Origin of the sequence: Neobacillus phoenicis (assembly GCF_047302305.1) — a bacterium.
Taxonomy (GTDB): Bacteria; Bacillota; Bacilli; order Bacillales; family Cytobacillaceae; genus Neobacillus.
This window is the reverse complement of sequence record NZ_CP154847.1, coordinates 1010025-1029791: the sequence shown is the minus strand read 5'-3', so window position 1 is coordinate 1029791 and position 19767 is coordinate 1010025. Positions and strand designations below refer to the sequence as shown.

19 protein-coding genes and 2 pseudogenes are annotated in these 19767 nt (G+C 35.6%); 8 read left to right on the top strand and 13 right to left on the bottom strand.

Going from position 1 to position 19767, the window contains the following annotated elements; all coding sequences use genetic code 11:
- Positions 1–111: 111 nt before the first annotated feature.
- The 3 genes from AA0X95_RS05465 to AA0X95_RS05455 all read right to left on the bottom strand — a co-directional run bounded on the left by AA0X95_RS05465 (position 112) and on the right by AA0X95_RS05455 (position 2139).
- Positions 112–678 (bottom strand): DUF4256 domain-containing protein, encoded by a 567-nt coding sequence (locus tag AA0X95_RS05465; protein WP_413306284.1) that lies wholly within the window; start codon positions 676–678, stop codon positions 112–114.
- A gap of 244 nt (positions 679–922) precedes the next feature.
- Positions 923–1468, bottom strand: a complete 546-nt coding sequence (lepB, locus tag AA0X95_RS05460; protein ID WP_413306281.1) for a signal peptidase I — start codon at positions 1466–1468, stop codon at positions 923–925.
- A 245-nt stretch (positions 1469–1713) separates the two neighbouring features.
- Entirely contained in the window at positions 1714–2139 is a 426-nt protein-coding gene (locus AA0X95_RS05455) for a GNAT family N-acetyltransferase (RefSeq protein WP_413306278.1), read from the bottom strand.
- 432 nt (positions 2140–2571) lie between these two features.
- Here AA0X95_RS05455 and AA0X95_RS05450 point away from each other — a divergent pair, with 432 nt between their 5' ends.
- Positions 2572–3735 carry a hypothetical protein gene (locus AA0X95_RS05450; protein WP_413306275.1) on the top strand — a complete coding sequence of 388 codons (1164 nt, stop codon included), beginning with the start codon at positions 2572–2574 and terminating at the stop codon, positions 3733–3735.
- A gap of 271 nt (positions 3736–4006) precedes the next feature.
- Here the strand turns inward: AA0X95_RS05450 and AA0X95_RS05445 are convergent, their stop codons facing one another.
- Together AA0X95_RS05445 and AA0X95_RS05440 are read right to left on the bottom strand one after the other, a co-directional pair.
- The gene (locus AA0X95_RS05445; RefSeq protein WP_413306272.1) at positions 4007–4468 is read right to left on the bottom strand and encodes a DinB family protein; all 462 of its coding nucleotides are present in this window, start codon (positions 4466–4468) and stop codon (positions 4007–4009) included.
- A gap of 164 nt (positions 4469–4632) precedes the next feature.
- Positions 4633–5226 (bottom strand): annotated as a pseudogene (locus AA0X95_RS05440) (HAD family hydrolase); the annotation flags it as partial.
- 418 nt (positions 5227–5644) lie between these two features.
- Between AA0X95_RS05440 and AA0X95_RS05435 the strand changes: the two are divergent.
- Positions 5645–6241, top strand: coding sequence for a hypothetical protein (locus AA0X95_RS05435; RefSeq protein WP_413306269.1), 597 nt, complete (start codon positions 5645–5647; stop codon positions 6239–6241).
- 121 nt (positions 6242–6362) lie between these two features.
- Here the strand turns inward: AA0X95_RS05435 and AA0X95_RS05430 are convergent, their stop codons facing one another.
- The gene (locus AA0X95_RS05430) at positions 6363–7565 is read right to left on the bottom strand and encodes a macrolide family glycosyltransferase (RefSeq protein WP_413306267.1); all 1203 of its coding nucleotides are present in this window, start codon (positions 7563–7565) and stop codon (positions 6363–6365) included.
- Between the two features lie 165 nt (positions 7566–7730).
- On the opposite strand from AA0X95_RS05430, the gene AA0X95_RS05425 reads away from it, so the two are divergent.
- Positions 7731–9173: a flavin monoamine oxidase family protein gene (locus tag AA0X95_RS05425; RefSeq protein ID WP_413306264.1), complete on the top strand. Its 1443-nt coding sequence runs from the start codon at positions 7731–7733 to the stop codon at positions 9171–9173.
- A gap of 368 nt (positions 9174–9541) precedes the next feature.
- On the opposite strand, the gene AA0X95_RS05420 is transcribed toward AA0X95_RS05425, so the two are convergent.
- Entirely contained in the window at positions 9542–9820 is a 279-nt protein-coding gene (locus AA0X95_RS05420) for a hypothetical protein (protein WP_413306262.1), read from the bottom strand.
- 879 nt (positions 9821–10699) lie between these two features.
- Here AA0X95_RS05420 and AA0X95_RS05415 point away from each other — a divergent pair.
- Positions 10700–11245: a sigma-70 family RNA polymerase sigma factor gene (locus AA0X95_RS05415; RefSeq protein ID WP_413306259.1), complete on the top strand. Its 546-nt coding sequence runs from the start codon at positions 10700–10702 to the stop codon at positions 11243–11245.
- Complete coding sequence (locus tag AA0X95_RS05410) at positions 11242–11970, top strand: hypothetical protein (protein WP_413306256.1); 729 nt, start codon at positions 11242–11244, stop codon at positions 11968–11970. The genes AA0X95_RS05415 and AA0X95_RS05410 overlap by 4 nt, the downstream gene beginning before the upstream one ends.
- Before the next feature lie 250 nt (positions 11971–12220).
- On the opposite strand, the gene AA0X95_RS05405 is transcribed toward AA0X95_RS05410, so the two are convergent.
- Positions 12221–12916: a DNA-binding response regulator gene (locus AA0X95_RS05405; RefSeq protein ID WP_413306254.1), complete on the bottom strand. Its 696-nt coding sequence runs from the start codon at positions 12914–12916 to the stop codon at positions 12221–12223.
- A gap of 738 nt (positions 12917–13654) precedes the next feature.
- Positions 13655–14863, bottom strand: coding sequence for an MFS transporter (locus tag AA0X95_RS05400; protein ID WP_413306252.1), 1209 nt, complete (start codon positions 14861–14863; stop codon positions 13655–13657).
- Between the two features lie 257 nt (positions 14864–15120).
- Between AA0X95_RS05400 and AA0X95_RS05395 the strand changes: the two genes are divergently transcribed.
- Positions 15121–15591, top strand: coding sequence for a tRNA (cytidine(34)-2'-O)-methyltransferase (locus AA0X95_RS05395; RefSeq protein WP_413306249.1), 471 nt, complete (start codon positions 15121–15123; stop codon positions 15589–15591).
- Between the two features lie 55 nt (positions 15592–15646).
- Here AA0X95_RS05395 and AA0X95_RS05390 read toward each other — a convergent pair whose 3' ends face one another.
- Positions 15647–16240, bottom strand: a complete 594-nt coding sequence (locus AA0X95_RS05390; RefSeq protein ID WP_413306246.1) for a dienelactone hydrolase family protein — start codon at positions 16238–16240, stop codon at positions 15647–15649.
- Positions 16241–16398: 158 nt separating this feature from the next.
- Positions 16399–17082: a CPBP family intramembrane glutamic endopeptidase gene (locus tag AA0X95_RS05385; protein ID WP_413306243.1), complete on the bottom strand. Its 684-nt coding sequence runs from the start codon at positions 17080–17082 to the stop codon at positions 16399–16401.
- 490 nt (positions 17083–17572) lie between these two features.
- Here AA0X95_RS05385 and AA0X95_RS05380 point away from each other — a divergent pair, with 490 nt between their 5' ends.
- Complete coding sequence (locus AA0X95_RS05380) at positions 17573–17740, top strand: hypothetical protein (RefSeq protein ID WP_413306240.1); 168 nt, start codon at positions 17573–17575, stop codon at positions 17738–17740.
- A 15-nt stretch (positions 17741–17755) separates the two neighbouring features.
- Positions 17756–18094 (top strand): annotated as a pseudogene (locus AA0X95_RS05375) (redoxin domain-containing protein); the annotation flags it as partial.
- A 234-nt stretch (positions 18095–18328) separates the two neighbouring features.
- Here AA0X95_RS05375 and AA0X95_RS05370 read toward each other — a convergent pair.
- Positions 18329–18730: a hypothetical protein gene (locus AA0X95_RS05370; RefSeq protein ID WP_413306237.1), complete on the bottom strand. Its 402-nt coding sequence runs from the start codon at positions 18728–18730 to the stop codon at positions 18329–18331.
- A gap of 149 nt (positions 18731–18879) precedes the next feature.
- Positions 18880–19377 carry a GNAT family N-acetyltransferase gene (locus AA0X95_RS05365; protein WP_413306234.1) on the bottom strand — a complete coding sequence of 166 codons (498 nt, stop codon included), beginning with the start codon at positions 19375–19377 and terminating at the stop codon, positions 18880–18882.
- Positions 19378–19767: the final 390 nt, after the last annotated feature.

The following is a 19767-nucleotide window of genomic DNA, read 5'->3' as shown; positions in this document are numbered from 1 at the left end:
TCAATTCTTGTGTCTTTTAATAAAAAGCACCCGAAAACGGAACCCTTTAGTATTGGGCTGGGCCATTACTATTTGCTTGTTTTTGAAACCTACTAACTGTCTGTGCAAAGTTTAAACCCGTAGCGATCCACGGAAACCCCTTGCAGCATAGTAGGATTCTGCCCCATTATGGTAGACAAAGACAGTGTCGTAGCGACGATCACAAAAAATGGCCCCGCCAAGTTTTCTAATATTGTCAGGTGTTTGCACCCAGCTCGACGTTTTCAAATCAAAGTTTCCAAGCTCCTGCAGCTCCCGGTATTGTTCTTCCGTTAAAAGCTCAATGCCCATGGCAGCTGCCATATCCATCACGCTATTTTCTGGTTTGTGTTGTTTCCTTGACTCCAGCGCTTCACGGTCGTAACAAAAACTTCTTCGACCTTTAGGACTTTCCGGTGAACAATCATAAAAAATATATTCGCCTGTCTCTTTGTCATAGCCAACAACATCCGGTTCACCGCCAGTTGCTTCCATTTCATGGAGTGACCACAGTTTTTCAGAATTAGCTTCGAGCTTAGCTTGTACATTAGCCCATTCCAAACCTTCATGTCGGTTCATGTTTTTCTCAAAACGTGCTTTCAATGTACTAAGTAGTTCCTCACGTTGTTCTAGTGACAACTCCATTTTTACAATTTTCATATTCGTTTCCTCCTAGTTTTTACTCATAATTGAATTATATCTAAACTGCTTTGTTTGTAAAAAAGCATATCTTCTTGTTTTACATACGCGTCCATTAGTTTAAGTGCATTTTTTACAATCTTAGCTTTAATACAGGGATGCCCCCCCGTTTGTTAATTAAAGAATTCAACAAAAAAGGTGGTTAACCCTTCCTGGATCAACGCACCCGATGGTTTTGAAAACGAGACCAGTCCAACCACAGCAATTAGTTATTTACGATTTTAATTTCTTTTATTGGATAATAAACAACATTTGTTGTCCCTATTACCTTTTCCATTGGAATCGCTCCAATATCACGGCTGTCATTGCTTCGCCTTCTATTATCTCCCATTACAAACAAACTATCTTTAGGGACAGTATCACTACCTACAGCAGTCTCCTTTAAAGTGAAAGAGTATGTTAAGGTTCCATCATTAAGTCTTTTCTTATATTTTTCTAAATAAGGTTCGTTGTATGCCTTCCCATTTATATATAAAACATCATTTTTATACTCAATACTGTCACCTGGGAGTCCGATGACACGTTTTATGTAATCCCTACCGTCTGGGGCGTGAAACACAACAATATCAAATCTTTTCGGTTCCCCAATTTTGGTTACAACCATACGGTCCTTGTCCTGGAGAGTAGGGTTCATTGATTCACCATCAACAACAATGGGCGTAAAGAAAAAAGAGCGAATAATAAATGCTATTACAAGAGCACCCAATATCGATTTAACCCATTCAAACGTTCCATTTTTCTTCTTTGTCATTACTCATCCCCCTTAATATTCATCTGAATTAATATCCTCATTTTACCATATGCGTTTGGGTATATATTATTTTTCTTAGCTATCCTGCTTCATTAGCTGAAGAAGAAATAAGGATCGCTGTAGCGATTCCCATTCTTCAACTAATGCCCCAGATAGTTGAATACGCATTTCTAACCATTTCTTAAGATAGTATGAAAGATTTTTGGTTTATTATTTTAAAAAAACTCTATTATGTCCTTTATCTATTATGCCTTTTTTTTTGAAATGACAGTAAACATCCCTGTCATATTGGGTGAGAAGTCTTTAAAATTATATTTCTCATAAAACGGTTCTTTACCTTGTGATGCAAACAAACCAACAAACGCCTTGTCTGGGGCATTTGTATTTAAGTATTCGACCAAAAGATTCATTATTTCATTTCCAATACCATTTTTCTGATATTTTGGATGAACCACTATATCTTGGATATAGAAATAAATAACCCCATCGCCAACAATTCTGCCCATACCCACAATTTGTTCATTATCCTTGACTGTAATGCAATGAATAGAATTCCTTAGTGATGTTTCCACCACTTCAAAATTCATATAATTAGTCCATCCCACAGACTCACACAAATATTTGTATTCTTTCAATGTTGGAATATTGTTTTCAATCTTATAGTTCTTCAAAATGTTTCCTCCAATGCCTCAAACTACACCAATAAAAATATATTCGACATCGTTTTATATACTCCTCTTGTTCAGCTAACTTGTCTAGTTAGCTGAACAAGAAAAGCGAATGCTCTTATTGAACAATCGCCCACTTCCCCCAGTTTTCAATCCTAGATTTATGCGTATAAATATTAATTCGACTATGTTTTTTTATCTTCCTTCTTAACCAAACCTGCTCCGTTAGCACAACAAGAAAAAAGACCGCCGTAGCGATCACTTCTTTAAGCTCTAGCACCCGTTAGATTAAGAATATTATTTCACAATTTTTTCTTCTAATAACTAAATTATTTTTTTTATTCCTATATCTCATATTCTCATTGCTTGTAAAATTTTTCATCTTATATTAAAATATTATCCGCTTGGAATTTTTATACATCAGGGGGAAGAATAATGAAAAAATTAATGATTTTACTGTTACTTGCTATGCTTGTGGCTAGTGGCTGTGGAAAGGATACTACAAGTAATAATGGTAAAGGTCATAGTAAAATAGCTAAAGCAGTATCTAACGAAGGTGAGACATCTGATAGTGAAGGACAAAAAGGTTTAACACTAGTAAAAAATATTGACCAATTAGGGATGGAACCTATCCCTAATCCAGGAGATACTGACTATATTTTTGAAAAAGACGGATATACATATGTACTAACAGTAAATGCTCAAGATGTAGAATCAGAATTATTTTCTCCTGATGATTTAGCTTTTTCCTTAAATGTTTCTGTTTTAAAAGATGATAAATGGATTGTAAAAAATAAGGTCACAGACCTATTGAATCAAGTTTGGAATACAAAAAATGAAAAGGCTAAAACTTGGACATCCAGTATTGAATTTACAAACTCTGCTATGTACGTATTAACTACTACTGATTTTGCTGGGACGGGGGAGTCAACAGAGCAACCTATCCACCAAATTCATAGAATAACATTCAGTAATGATGGTGTTGCACAAGATACAATGATCTTAAACAAACGAGAAACTACAGAAGGCAATTTTAATTATGGAATAGTTAACAACTTTGAACACCCATATCTATTTGAACATATATATTCTAGTAGTCTGGACGATAACCTAGATAAATACAACATCTTAAGTGAAGATGACAAACTTATAACCACCATCACCAATTCCGATCCTAATTCCGATTCCAAAATTGAATTATTAGGTAATCTTTCTTTTATAAATGATGGAATTTTATATTTTGGTGGTATGAAACACGCACAAAGTTATAGCCTCAAAAAGAACGATTTAATTTGGAATGCAGATGGCAGTAAATTTGAGTTTCCAATTGCTGATGGCAATGCCCAATCATATTCTCTTGAAAAAAATGGAGTTTATACAGTTACAAGAATAAAATCTGATTACTTACTGGGTTACACTCAACTCGATAGTGATGGATCTGCGAGAGAAATAAATTCTGTTTTAATTCCATCTAACTTAGATATCAAGCAAGTATTTGTTTCTGAAGATAGTAAAAATGTAAATGTATATACAATTGTTGATTATAAAGGAAAATCTACTATACAAAAATACATTTACTCAAGAATAGACCAAAAATAGTAATCATCTTTGTGACAGAAAACAGGAGGTTGGCTACCTCCTGTTTATTTTTACATTCTGTTTACTAATAAAATTTTGTCTATTGGAGAGTTTTTTATGCATTTACAAGAGTTTGTATCTTATGAGTGGCCGTCTTCCTGCACTAACCTGCACCGTTTGTTTAAGTGTATTTTTTCACAAACTTGTTCATTTTCCATTATTGTAGAAATGCTGTTGCCCTGTTTGTAGTATAAAGCAAAAAAAACTACCAAAGGCAGCTAAGACAAATATATTATTGTAAACACTTTTTAATATCATTGATAGCTTGTAAATGCATTCCTTCATGGAAGATGGTTCGAATTAACACTTGTTCGATTGTTCGCATCCCCATTTCAGTAGGAGGATACTCTTCTTCCAAACGATGTCCATAGTTTTCCATCAACTTGAAAGGTTGTTCTTCCAGCAATTTCTTTAGTTCTATATAAGAGGGCGTTTCCGCTGAGAAATGAACTGGTGTTGTATCATAACTAAACCAATTACGAAAAATATCTGGGGCCTCTGTCTTCTCCTTCGTTAAAGCCTCAATCCATAGGTATTGGTCCAGATAAATATGTCCCATATTCCATCTAATATTATTATTAAACTTATTCAGGACTATTTCGGCTGCATCTGCACTTATTCCGTTTAAACTATCTAAAATTTCTTTTCGGTAAGTTTCTAACTGTTTGAAGAGAATTATATGGAGTTCTTTCATTTTTTTACTCCTTTCAAATAATTGGATTTTATCCCTTATATTTTATAATTCTCTCGTTCCTCATATTTTCCTTCTTGAGCTATCCTGCTTCGTTAGTCGAATAAAAAATGGATCGGCGTAGCCATCCAATCTTTAACTCTTGCACCCTGTTAGTCCAACAACGATTATGTAAAATAACTTAATAATCCTTCAAAAGAATGGATCTCGGCATATGGTTTTATTTCGGTATGATTCTTGATTCTACGAGGATTGAACCATATACCCTTTATATTTGCTTTTTGACACCCACCAATATCCTTTTCAATGTCATCTCCAACGAATAATGCATCTTCGGGTTGTACATTAAGCTTATTTAATGCTAATTCAAATATGCGTTTGTCAGGTTTACTAAATCCTACTTCTTCAGAAATAATTATAATATCGAAACAACTATTTAAATTAGTATTACTTATTTTAGCTTTTTGTCTCAGAGTTGAGCCATTTGTTATAATTGCAACTTTCATTTGCATCTTTATTGTATTTACTATATTTATAGTATTTTGGTTTATAGTAAAACAATGAGGGAAATTATTATTCCAAAAATCTTGAATGTCATTGCGTGGCAATCTATATCTTGGTGGGCATTCATCAAAAAGTGATTCAAAAACTTTTGTTTTATCATTGTCGCCATATCTTTCTTTATCGTATTCTTTGAACTTCTTCAATATTTCATTTTTTGCTGAATGTTTAACATCCTCATAACACCTTTCTAAAATTATTGGCTATGTTAAAGCTTATTGTTGATTTTGGCACCCTGTTGATTGGAACGGAAGGCGCGAAGACTCCTGCGGGAAAAGCGTGTCAGGGGAGACCCCGCAGGAGCGTAGCGACGAGGAGGCTCCCCGACCGCCCGCGAACCGCTCGCGCCTGGAGTGGAAATCAACAGGCAAGTTTAACACAGCTAAATTATTAAAAACATTTGCTCTATTGCCTTATCCCTATTAAGTAAGGTTTCATCTAAATCAAAAATAGCAGCCTTAATCATTGTATTTTTCTCCTCCTACCTTATAAAACTATTTAATCATATTAATAAAGAATTAATAAAGAATTGCCAATATTCATGTTGTTTTTAACTATTCTGCGCTCCTAAAAACCATGTGTTAAAATAGGAATAAAACCCGTTGACGGAGGATGGCTATGATTTGGTTTTTGTTGCTTGTTTTTATTTTTGCTTTAGTCATGGGATATTTCCAGGTTCCGATTTGGATCATGTATGGCGTATTGGCGGTCATGATTATTTTCTTTTTAATTCGAAACCCGCTTGTATTTGGAAAAGATCCCGAAAAGATGATGGCGTACCTAAAAAAATCAAAAGCGCCGCAATTGCAATTCCTGTACCATTTTCTTCAGGGGGACCTATCGGCGGCAGAACTTGCGCTTGGAAGTATCCGGTCGAAAAAATCGAAACAACACTCCGAATTGATGCTCTTAAGGGAACGAAAAGAATACGGAAAAGCAAAAGATCTTCTTGCGAAAATGAGTGGACATAAGTCCAAGTGGTATACATTGGCGGATATTGCTATTCAGGAGGAGGACGCCGAATCAATCAAACAATATAAAGAGAAGATAAATGACGCGTTCTTTTTAAACATGCTGGAAGTCGATCAAGCCGTTTATGATGGGAAAAAGCATGCGGCGGTTGCGCTGCTCGAAAAAATGATACCTAAGTTAAGAGGTTATAAATTACTGACGGCCGTCCAAATCCGGAAGCAAATACTTGAAGGAAAAGTCTAAAAGTCCGAAAGCATTCGCTTTCGGACTTTTATTTAATCACCACTATAATTGCACTTATTCAACTGAAAACTCTAATAAATATACACGAGTATTAACATATTGTGATGTTCTTTTTAAGTGTTTATATTTCATTCTGACATTTAAATTCAAAAATCTCATCAACAGCCCGCTGATATCCACCCGATTTTTGCATAGATTCCCTCATAGTTGAAACAGCTTTATGGAAAGACGGGGCGTTTAACACATGATCTGCGGCTTCGCGCAGTTGATTGGCAGTCAAGCCTTGCATGTTCAATTTAATACCGGCTCCAATATTGGCAACTTGCCCGGCAATAATCGGCTGATCCGCGCTTTGTGGAATGACAATGAGCGGAACCCCGTAGTAGAGACCTTCATTGGCACTGTTCATTCCACCGTGCGTGATAAATAATTTAGCGTATTTTAGCACTTCTGTTTGTGGAACATAATTTTTCACAATGAAGTTTTGGGGAATCTCTCCTAAATCATTTAGCAGGGTTTGGTTCCCGATTGACATGACCAACGTGTGATGGCTACTTCCAAATGCTTCAAAACAAAGCTTATAAAAATCAATGGCTTGGTTAAAGACAGTACCCAGTGAAATGTAAATTAGGCTTTTTCCCTTGATAGCTGTAAGGTCAAAGTTAGCTTGAATGACGTGTGTAGAGATGGATGGACCTATAAATTTGTAAGTTTGGTCGAATGTTTCACCAAAAGGCTGAAACTCCCTCGTTGTATAAACGATGGTAAGGGGTGCAGGATTACAAAAAACTTCGTAAGGAGAATGGATCTCGACATTATATTTTTCCTTTACCATTGCCGTCAGGCTTTGATATTCACCGTTTATTTGTTTACCCACTTCTGTAGGAATATTTTTAGAAAGCTGTTCCAACATGTTTTCGAATGATTCCTTTGTCAGTGAAAAGGTTGTACAAGAATTGACGGCCGGGAGATTAAGGATTTGGGCAAGTAAACTTCCACAACCAAACATGGAATCATGGATGATGTAATCAAAATGTTCTCCTTCAATCTGTTCAAGCACGCTAGGGATGACAATATCTGCCGTATGTAATAGACCGTTAATTCTTTCAAGCAAATATTCTCTTCCACCAGAGATAAAGGCTTGTATATATTTTTGACCGTCCAAGGTTCGTACAATTGCTCCCGTCTTCTCTATTCGCTCTCGAAAAGCTTCTATTGTAAAATACACTACCTCTTCTCCGCGCGAAATAAGCTCTTGCACAACTCCAATTGTTGGATTGATATGTCCTTCTGATCCGGCATTTATAAATAAAACACGTGCCAATCTTCCCACTCCTTAGGTAATTCTAAATTTTGTACGTTGCTGCAGCCGACCCGTAGACAGTAACCCACTCTCGACATTACAGGAAATTATCTCATATGCCTCCTTTTAACTGTATATAATGCAATAAGCATTTTTATGGAAAAGGAAGGGAGGATGCCCTATACCATGAATTCTCAATTAACGAATACACAAATGCTGACAATCATTAGAAATGGTCTTACAACATCAAAATATCCTAAAAATATTATTATTATCGGCGCAGGCATGGCTGGACTCGTGGCTGCATCTTTATTAAAGAATACCGGACATAATGTCATCCTTCTAGAAGCGAATAATCGAATTGGAGGGCGTGTTTACACGTTGCGTGCTCCCTATAGTGAAAACTTATATTTCAACGCCGGAGCAATGCGTATTCCTGATATGCATGATTTAACCTTTGAGTATATTAAAAAATTTAATTTAGCTACCAATCTATTTATTAACCGGACTCCAACTGACCTCCTCTACGCAAACGGCATCAAAACTCGTCTAAATGTTTTTGAAAGTAACCCAAGCGTATTAAAATTCCCAGTCGCTCCCCATGAAGGAGGAAAATCGTCTGAAGAACTTTTACTTTCAGTCATACAACCAATTATAAATTTTATTAATCAAGATCCGGAAAAGAATTGGCCGCTAATAGAAAAACAATATAGAAGTCTTTCGTTCGGTGCTTTCTTAAGTTCATATTTTTCAATCGGCGCTATTGATATGATTGGTGTCCTTCTTGATTTGGAAGCATTTATGGGGATGACCTTTGTTGAAGTATTACGGGAGATCATCATCCTAACCTCTGCTAAGGCTTTCTATGAAATAACAGGTGGCATGGACCGATTGCCTCTGTCCTTTTTACCGCAATTAAAAGAAAATATTGTATTCAACCAAAAGATGATGAAAATATCTCAATATCAAAATAGTGTAACCATTCATAGTAAACATCAACTAACTGCCGAAAATGCAAGGATAACTGGTGATCTAGCAATCGTGACCATACCTTTTTCGACCTTACGATTTGTAAAATTCGAGCCATACGATTCTATTTCTTATTATAAAAGGGTCGCGATTCGCGAACTTAATTATATGGCATCAACAAAAATAGGAATCGAGTTTAAAAGTAGGTTTTGGGAAAAAGAAGGTCAAAAGGGTGGGAAATCGATAACGGACCTGCCCATTCGCTTTACGTATTACCCGAGTTATGGCATTGGTACACCTGGTCCCGCAGTAATTATTGCTAGCTATATATGGGCAGATGAGGCATTAACATTAGAGAGTCTTCCGGAAAAGGAGCAGATTCAATATGCTTTAATGAACTTAGCAGAAATGTATGGACCTCAGGTTTATTCAGAGTTTGTATCAGGAACGTCTTTTAGCTGGAGTAAGAATCCTTATTCATGTGGCGCTTTTACATCTTTTGAACCTGGGCAGGATTTAGAGTTATATCCTTATATTTCTACACCTGAGGGAAGAGTGCACTTTGCAGGTGAACATACGTCTCTGACCCATGGTTGGATCCAAGGAGCCATTGAATCTGGAATACGAGTGGCATATGAAGTGAATGACTTACCAAAATAATAAGTGCTTTAAATTCTTAATTTATACTCATCCCATTGCCTATTTCTCTTCTATTTGAAAAACTTTCCTTAGCAATATCTGCAAGATGAAGTTGAAAATTCTCCAAAATTAGTGAAATTTCTTGGGAAATGACTTTTTTCGTTGGCATTTCCTATTATTCGATACTAATCGGACGTTTGATTAGTATCGGATTGAACCAAGGTAAATAAAGATTACTGGCCGTCTAAGCAGCAGAAAAATGTCGAAGATTTGTTCTTAAAAAGAGAGATTTTTACATGTTGGTAGCCTATACAGCGAATTTGGACAACTGTTCGGCATTAGTATGAAGAGGTAAATCATGCGGATTAACAAAGTAGTTCGTGATTTCTTTAAAGTTGTAAATGTCTTTTAAGTTTAGCTAATTCTCTTTCATTTTTCGCTGCCTTTTCCCAGATATGGTCCTGGTCTGCTCGCATATCTGTCAGGATACGATTTGTTACTTCCTGTACTTTTTTTACTTCTTCTACATCTTTTTTGACGTCTTGGATTTCTAGCTTCATCTCTTGCATTTCTTCTTTCATCACCTGAAAATCATTGCTCAAGGTACCTACAATTTTGATAAGATTTGTTAGCATGTCCTCCATACGATCAAGTTGCTTCTGCTCCATTCGTTCACACCTCCTTTTTATATAATTATACTACTCATTTCCTCCAATATCTATCAAATATCGACTAATAACCTTATTTAGGGACAGTCCCCCGGTGCTTTAAAGCACCGGGGGACTGTCCCCAAATGACTCAAATTATGGATAGGTAAATGCAAAGAACCGAGCAGGCAAAAAAGAGGATTGCTATTTTGAAGTTTTTTCTAAATTTAATTCCGTAAGCACAAAAGAAGATAGCGGCTGCTAATTTGGAACCGCTTTGATAATAAGCCATATTCGCAAAAAATGAACTGCTTAAAATGATTGAGATTAGCAATGTTGTAGGAATAAGTATTTTAAACCACAAGGGCTCATATTGGAATTGTTTAAGAAAGAATTTTATCCGCCGCACGACTGATTAACTCCCTTCAAGAAACGTGTATTCCTTTTAATCATATGTGTAATTCTAATATCTCACTAATAAAATATACAAATTAAGTACATGAAAAAGAAGCGTTCCCCGTCGCTTTAGAAACGCTCCTTTCGTATATAACCTACATTAATCGAACGTTCGACATTGTCTTTCGCTTTCTTCTTGAGAAATATGTTTCTTTATTTTTATTTTAGTTACTTGCAACCCTTCTATGTTTGAATCCCTTACAGAAAAAGTAAGTTTATCATAGTCCCCACCGTGGTGTCCTGAATAGTTTAAAGCACTGGCGAAAATGAGATGTCTCCTAAGATCCCCATATTTGCTTATTAACAATTCCTTCCTCAAACGATTCTGCTCCATTAATATATACTTATGAAAAGCCAAACAATCCTCATCATTTTATACAACTTTTTGAAACAATTCTCGTTGTTTATTCGTCTAAGCACTAAGTTATGAAAAGGAGCAAAAATATGTTAGCCGATCATGTTGAAGGAAGGCATTTTACTAATAAGGATGATATTTTAATATATTTAATGAACGAATACGGCACGATGGTGAAGAGATTAGCATTTTCCTATGTAAAAGATAAGAGTTTAGCAGAAGATATCGCACAGGAGGTTTTTATTGCCGCTTATAAAAATCTCGATTCATTTAAGGGTGAATCGAGCTACAAAACCTGGATTTACCGCATCACCATGAATCGATCGAAAGATATGGTAAAAAGCAAGGCATTCAGGATGGTTTCGCTTAGTCATATCATGAATCCCTTTAAAAAAAGTAGCACCTCTACAGAAGTGGAGGTTATTCGAAAGGAAAATAACAATAAAGTAGTGGAGTGTATTTTCTCACTACCAGTTAAGTACAGAGAAATCATCTATTTATTTTATTATGAGGACTTAAAGATTCACGAAATCCACCAAATCACTACGATCAATACCGAAACAATAAAAAGCAGATTAAGACGGGGAAAACAGCTTTTGAAAAATAAGCTATCTGCGGAGGATTTGCAAATATGAATTTTAATAATATGAAAGATAAAATGGACCAAGGCGTTTTTGGTGAAATTCATTTTACGGAAAAAGAAAAGTATAAAGTTTTGAATACGATACATAACAGAAAAATTGTAAAATCAAAAAATCTATTAAAAGATCTTCTATCATTAGCTGCTTGTGTAATTCTATTAATAGGACTTGGTTATCTTTCTTTTGGTAATCAACTAAAGAAGGATTCAATGTCTTTAGAAAAAAAGAATAGCAGTACCGAAGCTGTTACAACTACTCAACCAGTTCCTAAAGTTAGTCAAGCCGAATTAGATCGGGCAGCAAAAAACTTCGAGCAAATGGCGAACGATCAAAAAGGGGATGACTTCTTTTACTACTCAATGATCACGATGGCTCTCCAGAAGCTTGAGTTTAAAGGAGAAGAAAATTACCGTCTTCCCATGTCAGTGGAGAATATCAAAAGAATCCAGTTTGACCGAGCGAACCTACAATATTTGAAAAACAAAGTAGTTGAATTAAAAGCATCAGAACCATATCAGAAAATCTTAGACAAGTGGATAAAAGGAGACTTCTCTACAATCGAAAATGACTATCTGTCCATTAGGAACATAAAAGGTGCCCACTTACAGCTGAGCGAGAGTCCAGTATTGAAAGTAAGAACGGCTGAAGAAGAACAGAAATACATCGAGCATTTCTTTGGGAACGAAGGTTTACAAATTGATAAAAGAGATTGGCAATAAGCCTTGGAGATGGGCCTACACACCTTTAAGATGTCTTGTCCTTAATCGAGTAAGGTGTAAAAGTAAAATAAGCGGAATTTTTCCGGTTAAATGCAGAAGGGGGCTCGTATTCGGGTTAAATAAGCGGAGTTTTTCCGGTTATTTAAAGAAAAATCTCTCATTTTCGCATTTTTTTAATCAATAGGCGGAATTTCTCCGCCTATTTTAGCTTTTTTTTATAAAAAATACTAAATAAGTGGAATTTTTCCGTCTATTTATTAGCTCGGATTGGATTCTTAACCTGATCACCCAACCGATAAGAGCGGACCCTCACGATCCCAGATTCGGGAATCAGCATCTTTTTATCAACTAGTAGGGAAAGTACTTTTTTTACCGTCTTATCACTTAGCTTCAAATGGTTCTCAACTTCTATAGGTGATATGGCATCTCCTTTTCGAATCGCTAGCCGAAGCACTTCCTTTTCAACTAAGGACAGAGTGGTCTGGTCCAGTTCATCCCCCAGCCATCTCCCAATCACTTGCTGAACAATTTGTTGACACCGACGAGGCTTCTCTTGAACTTGGTCAAAAGAAAAGCGGATCACGGTCCATCCGTCAATCACCAACTGGTTTTGTCGTTCCAGACTGTCGGAAAATTGCCATCTGCTTATGTTCTTTAAGTGAGAACCGTACCCGTCGATCTCAAAGCAAATCCGGATGGCAGGACGAATATAAGCAAAATCCAAATACCTTTTACCATCCTTGAAATCATCGACTTCATACTCTGGATGCAGATAGCGAAAATGGTGAAATAAGGGCCACCACACTTGCTTCAAAAACAACATTTCAGCATGTTGGTGACCTTCTTGTAGGCGCCGCAACCGTTCACCGGTTCTTGCCTGCAAGTGAGCATTCATAAAGGTTTGGTATTCTTCTTCAAATCCCATAGCATCCCCTTCTCCTATCAAATGGTCCTATCTTTTACAGGACACTTAAAATACTTTTGCCGATAAATCAATTATATTTAGTGTACATAATTACAACATGGGCAATGACACCACGAAAGGACTATTATTATTCAGTTGAACTTCTGAAAGATTTTTAGAATGAAAGAGTGTGAAAAAAAGAAGGTAATGTGTTTTAAAATGAAGAAAATTAGACTTGCAGAGTAGATGAACATTTGAGGATGGAACTATTTTTAGTTTAATAGAATACTAAAATTTGTCAATCTATTTTCTTTATATTTCGACAATAATATTCTTGCGGTTGCTATTTCAATCTAGCCTCCCCAGCCTTAAGGAGAGGCATTCGGCAAAAACTCATTTACTTAAAACATGGTTCACAGCAATGCTCAAAACTTACTCCCTTTTAAAAAAGATGTCTTGTCCTTTATCGAGTAACCGGCAAAAGTAAAATAAGCGGAATTTTTCCGGTTATTTGCAGAATAGAGCTCGTTTTCAGGTTAAATAAGCGGAATTTTTCCGGTTATGCAAAGAAAAATCTCTCATTTTCGCATTTTTTTAATCAATAGGCGGAATTTCTCCGCCTATTTTAGCTTTTTTTTATAAAAATTTCTAAATAAGCGGAATTTCTCCGTCTATTTATCAGAACGGATGCTTAACTGATGCACAACCGAAAACGGAACCTTTAAGATGGGCCTCGAGTGCTTTTTTTTGCAAAAAGAGGCTGACAGTCAGCCTCTCCCATTATTGTTCCATAACATTCCTAACCAATAAATGATCGCTCTTATAAACGATGATGCTTACAATCAGAAGCAAGAAACCTGATATAACGAAAACAAACCGAATCCCTAGCAAATCCGCTAAGAACCCCATAACAACCGAGCCTATTCCAAACGCCCCTGTGCCAATCGTCCCTAAAGAAGTATACACCGTTGCCAACTTCTCTTTTGCTACACTCGTTTGGATAATGGTTTGTTGCGGAATACTTTTTATTTGTCCAAAAAGCCCTACAAAAAAGGATAAGAGTAAGGCAAGGATTGGTACACTATTTAAACCGAACCATAGCGTCGACAAAAAAGTAGCAAATGAACCAACGAAAATAAACGTACCCAACTTTTTCTCAATAAAAGAAAAGTATTTGATGCAATACATACTTCCTAGAATTAAGCCTGCAAAAAATGCCCCGTTGATAAACCCCCACCATTTATCGTCTGCATGCAGCGCATCATTTACAAACACCAATAAAATCGCTGCAATCCATACCGTCCCTGAAAGGGTTTCAACTAAATCGATCCAGGCAATCCTTCGCAAAACTTCCGTGTTAGCTAACGTTTGCCACCCTTCTTTAATTTGTTCTACTTTCCCCTTTTTCTCAGTGACGACATAACTTACGCTTTCCAACAGACATAACAATCCACTTGATATGGCAAACAAGACGCCCACTAACCAGACAAGTTGTTGTGCACTCAAAATAATCAAAAACATACTGCCTATAAACCACATCACTGCCTGGAGAATTTGCGTAACCGTTTGTATAATCCCGTTTGCTTGGACCAAATTGTCAGGTTTCACATAGTGCGGAACCAATGTCTGACTGATGGGGTTTGCACACCCGTCCAAGAAGGCAATCAAGCCTATTAGTAAGTAAATAACCGAGTAATTGGATGTGGTTAAACCACTTAGAATAAAACCAAGAATGAGAAGCAGCATAGTCTTTCCGATTTGAGTCCCAGCCAATAACCACTTTAAATTAATTTTTCCGATCAAAAGCGGTGTGAGAAGACTTGAAACAAACATAGCAGAAGTGACCGTAAACGGAACAAATGATGCTGCCGTTGCAGAACCTGTTATATCAAAAATCGTGCTGATCACACAAACCATATATAATACATCGCCCATATTGGCGAGAGACTGACCCAGTAACAATACAGAAAAATTCTTATTCATTTTCATTTCGTATTCCCCCATTTAAAATGAATGTTCAATTTTAAAAAGGGGGATCTAGATTGGACTAATCAAGTAAACCTTAGCTCCTTTCCATTAGCGGATAAATCCGGGGGAGAGATTTATCACGAGTTTTACACCTTTATAATGATTATATAAATAATAACAAAATTTACCATTAGGATTCAATTCTTTTCCACCTTCATGAATTCCCATCACAATATGCTATAATATGGAGGGTAAATGAAAGATAGAGGTGACGATTGTTGGCCATACATGTTGTACTATATCAACCAGAAATTCCGGCGAATACGGCAAATATCGCACTAACTTGTGCCGGAACCAATACAGCCTTGCATTTAATCCGGCCACTCGGCTTTTCAACCGATGAAGAAATGATTAAACGGTCTGGTTTAGATTTTTGGGATTCTGTAAACATAACGTATTATGACTCATTAGATGACTTTTTCTCAAAAAATCAAGGTGAGTTCTACTATATTGAGACATTTGGTGAAAAGACACATTCTGCCTTCGATTTCAGTGATGCATCAAAGGAACATTATTTTATGTTTGGAAAAGAGACAACTGGTTTACCAAAAGATTTACTAAGGAAAAATCAAGATCACTTTTTGAGAATACCAATGAATAATCATATTCGCTCATTGAACCTTTCGAACACAGCAGCCATATTGGTGTATGAGGCTTTGCGTCAGCAAGGATTTCCCCATTTAAAATAAAAAATCTTCCGCCTTGGAAGATTTTTTTTGATGATCCAAAACCTTAAATTATCAATTAATGGTTCTTGATAAAGGTAATCATTTTATTTAAGGCCTCTTGGGCTGATTTTTCATTAAAATTAAGAGAATATGGGTCACTGAATCCGTGTTTCCCCTTAAATTTATGTATCTCAACATTTCTGTTATCTAGAATTGAAATTAACTCATCAACTACGAAGGACTGTTCTTCTTGTGGAAAGAATAAAATTGTAGGGCTTAAAGGGACTACTTCTTTGTAATTTCGAATTCTCGAACCATAGTATCCTATGATCCCATCGAGATAATCTTCTTCACTGCACAACCAAGCAACAGTAGCCCCAACACTAAATCCAATAACATATCTCTTTTGGTATTCATTTTTAATAGTTAATAAAATATCTTTTATTTTTTGTACAGCGTTAGAGAAACCCACATTCTCCATAAAATTTTGATAGGCAACTTTCTCTTCTGAATAATCAAATGGTTGTTCACGTTCTAGTAAGTTAGGACAAAACACATCAAAGTCCTGTGATGATAATTTTTTACATATACTCTCCATATGTTGATTAATACCGTAAATTTCGTGAATTACAACAACCACGCGATCTGACTTATTTAGTATCTGAATCATTTTATTCTCCTTGAAATGACTTTAATAAAAATGCATAAATATGCTGTCATCTCTTCTTCAAGTAAACTGCCCCCTACACAACAAGAAAAAAGAGCTGCTGATCCATAAATTGACCTTCAACTATTGCCCCCGTTTGTTTAACAAGCAATGGAGCAAAATTAGCTTTGTAAATGATATGGCTGATTGAAGCTATATTTTAAACTACCACGAGACTTTCTAATCCATAAAACAATAAGGAAGATAACGATGAAACGAAAGGCTACCCCTACAATTCCACCTTCTGGACCATATAATCCACCAGAAAGCCAGGAGTCATCTAAAAGTTTTAATTTAAAAATTCCTTCTACTTTAAATCCACTAAGAGGGAAACCAAAAATTGGTACTTGTACATAATTCCAAGCGAAATGTAGTGCCCAAGGAAACCAAATTTTCCGTGTATAGATAAAAGCTAGCCCATACATAACCCCGCCTAACCCATTGCTGAACGCAGATAATAGGGTCGCATGGTCATTATCAATATGAACATAGCCAAAATAAATTGATGTAATAAGTATTGGAAACCATGGTTTTCTGAATACCTTTACAAGAATGATTAATAAGATACATCTGAACACTAATTCTTCATAGCCTGATGATAGTAATGTGAGTCCTGTATAATAAGCAAAGGTTTTTAGATGGAAGCCGATATTCGATATCTCTACTAATCCCCCAATTATACTTGCTACAAATATACCGATCATTGCAAAGCTAGTGATTCCTAAACCCGCCAAAATATCATTCCTTGAATAACTATCAGGGGTAATGGGTGCAAAGAGTGCTTTCCACTTACTCACTATAGCCATAATTTTCTCCTTTATTTCAAGACTTTTATCCTACTTCATTATAAACCAAAAAAACTTACAAATAAGTATATATTTGGAAAAATTAAATAAATGAACCTACGCTTCACATTACTTACAAATACTGAAAATACTTTTAGAGATAATGGCACAAGGCAACGGATACTCCTCTGCCTTTTTATTAATGCCCTCGTTAGCTAAAGCACACTTTTTCACAAATCTACAACAAAATCAAATCACTAGCTGAAAAAAAGAACTAATCCTTTTCATTGAGAAGGGATTTTGAATATTCTGAAGGGTTATTAGAAAAAACTTGGATAATGTTTCATTGGTTTGTTTATTCTAAAAAAGAAAAAATGGGGTTGAATATTATGAGGTTTTAGAAAATCCCAATAAGGAGGAAGAACCAATGGTAAATTAAATACTAAAAATAGGGATTATTTAGCCCCACTCCAATCTGTAATCCAAATCTGTTTTAAGGAAGGAGTTAAAAATGCGAACTATAATAATAGTCTTGTCCTTAATTTCTTTTCTAGTATTATCAGCATTTGGACAAAAGACGCTTCCCGAACCAATCACTTTATTAAATCACGAACAAAAAGAGGTAACCTTTCCTTTAGAAAAACCAACAGTATTCTTTTTTATCACAACCTATACATGAAAGCTTTGTCAGAAGCAACTGGTTCAGTTGCATAAAAATATAAATAAATTAGATGGAATGGATATTGAAATGTTTGTAATTAGTCGTGATTCACCAGAAGAGCTACTTTCATTACATAATAAATTGGAGGAAACATTTGGACATAGTCTCCCCTTTATTTCGGATCCAAATTTAGAATTAATTGATAAAATGGGAATGAAGAAAAATGCTGTGGCTTATAGGGGGTACGGCATGATTGATAAAGAAGGGAATATTATTTTTACTACCAAAGATGATCATTGGGGAGAGCAAATAGAGAAAACAGTTGCAAAGATTAAAGAAGAATATAATAAACTAAAAAAAAAATTTAGATAATACTCTAACCTGAAGATTATTTGAACAATATGATGCTTTACGTCTTTATTTTTTCAGATAGACAAGGGAAATTTGAAAAAGATATTTATGAACCTTTCTACTTAATGTAACGGGAATATGAGAAACGATTAAATCAAACGCTCAGAGTATTCTCTGGGCGTTTTGAATTAACCCCCTTTAATTGTCCTTGGTCAGCTACTGCCCAGTTATCACAATAAAGACTATTATATATTTTTAATACTTTACAAAGATTGTTACACTTCGTTTTGAAGCAATGGTTCGTTTAGACAGTTCCTCTTTCCACGCTTTTTCATTTAACTTATACTCACCAAATTGATCTTTATAAGTTCTTTTTAATAAATTTACCGTTCTCACTTCTTCTGGGTAATTCCTTGATAGGCTAATACCATTTTTCCCTTCTTCAAAGATATATTGTTCTACCATATCACCAAGTTCATTAAACTCATCTAAAAAGGTAAGAAATTCAATAGTTTCCCCACCAAACTCATAAACATAGGGAAGTGTAAAGGGAAGTTGTTCCTTATAAGCTTTACCACTTAGAAAAGCATAATTATTTTCGGATGAATGAAATTCGGGTATAGGCTTAATCGTCGCAATAAAGTAGTGACTAGTCATTTTCTTACTATCCCCCAGATAATGTAAAAAGATGGTTATTTTACTAATTACTATTTTGGTATTCAATAAAAGAGAGCATTTATCCTTCTCAGATTAATGCTCTCTTTTATATAGTAGATGTCACCATTTTCCGATTCAAGGTAAAAGGATTAATCCATAGCCTCTCTTAATTTGACCATGTTGTACCAGCGTACTCCTCCATGTTGGGATTCAGACATGCCATAGTTAACAAACCCAAATTTTTTATACAAAGAAACTAATTCCTGTTTACATGTCAAAGTGATTCCTTCTCTTTCATTTTCTATTACAAGCTCTTCCATTTTCTCAAGTAATATCTTAGCAATCCCTTGATTTCTTGCTTTTTTGGACACAGCTAATCCTAAAATACTCTGATACCCGCCTCTTTTCGGGTTCTCTTTAATTTTCTCGAAAAGATCATCGGTAATGTAAGGTTGATTAATGATAGGTCCATTAATAAACCCTTGGATCTCCCCTCCCTTTTCTGCCACAATAAAGGTATCAGGTATCAATTGAATCCTCTCCACAAATGCTTCTTTCGTGGCAGCTTCTTCTATCGGAAAGCCTTCATTCTCAATAAGTAACAGCTGATCTATATCTGTAACCTCAACATTTCTTAAAAAAATCATATTGTCTATAACTCCTACCTATCATGAACTACTTTAATTGTTTATTCCTTCCCTACTGGAACTTCAACAGTAAATGGCGTTAATTCCTTAGCCGGGATTAAGCTTGAATAATCAAATAGCAACATGGTATTTTCCAGCTTAAAATTCTCAATCCTTTCTTCTCCGTTTAAGTCAAAAGTAGAATGGAAGTGTGCTGTTTGACCCCCTTTACTAATTAGTGGAATCTATCAACAAGAAAAGTTTCAAAAAATTTAAGTATTTTCCATGAAAAGCATATCATGCAATTAACAGTATGTGCTGCAACATCATTTAAAAGCACTTCTTATTGAAGTAACCTGCTCCTTTATATCAAGAAAAAAAGACCGCCGCAGCGATCATCATCCTTAACAA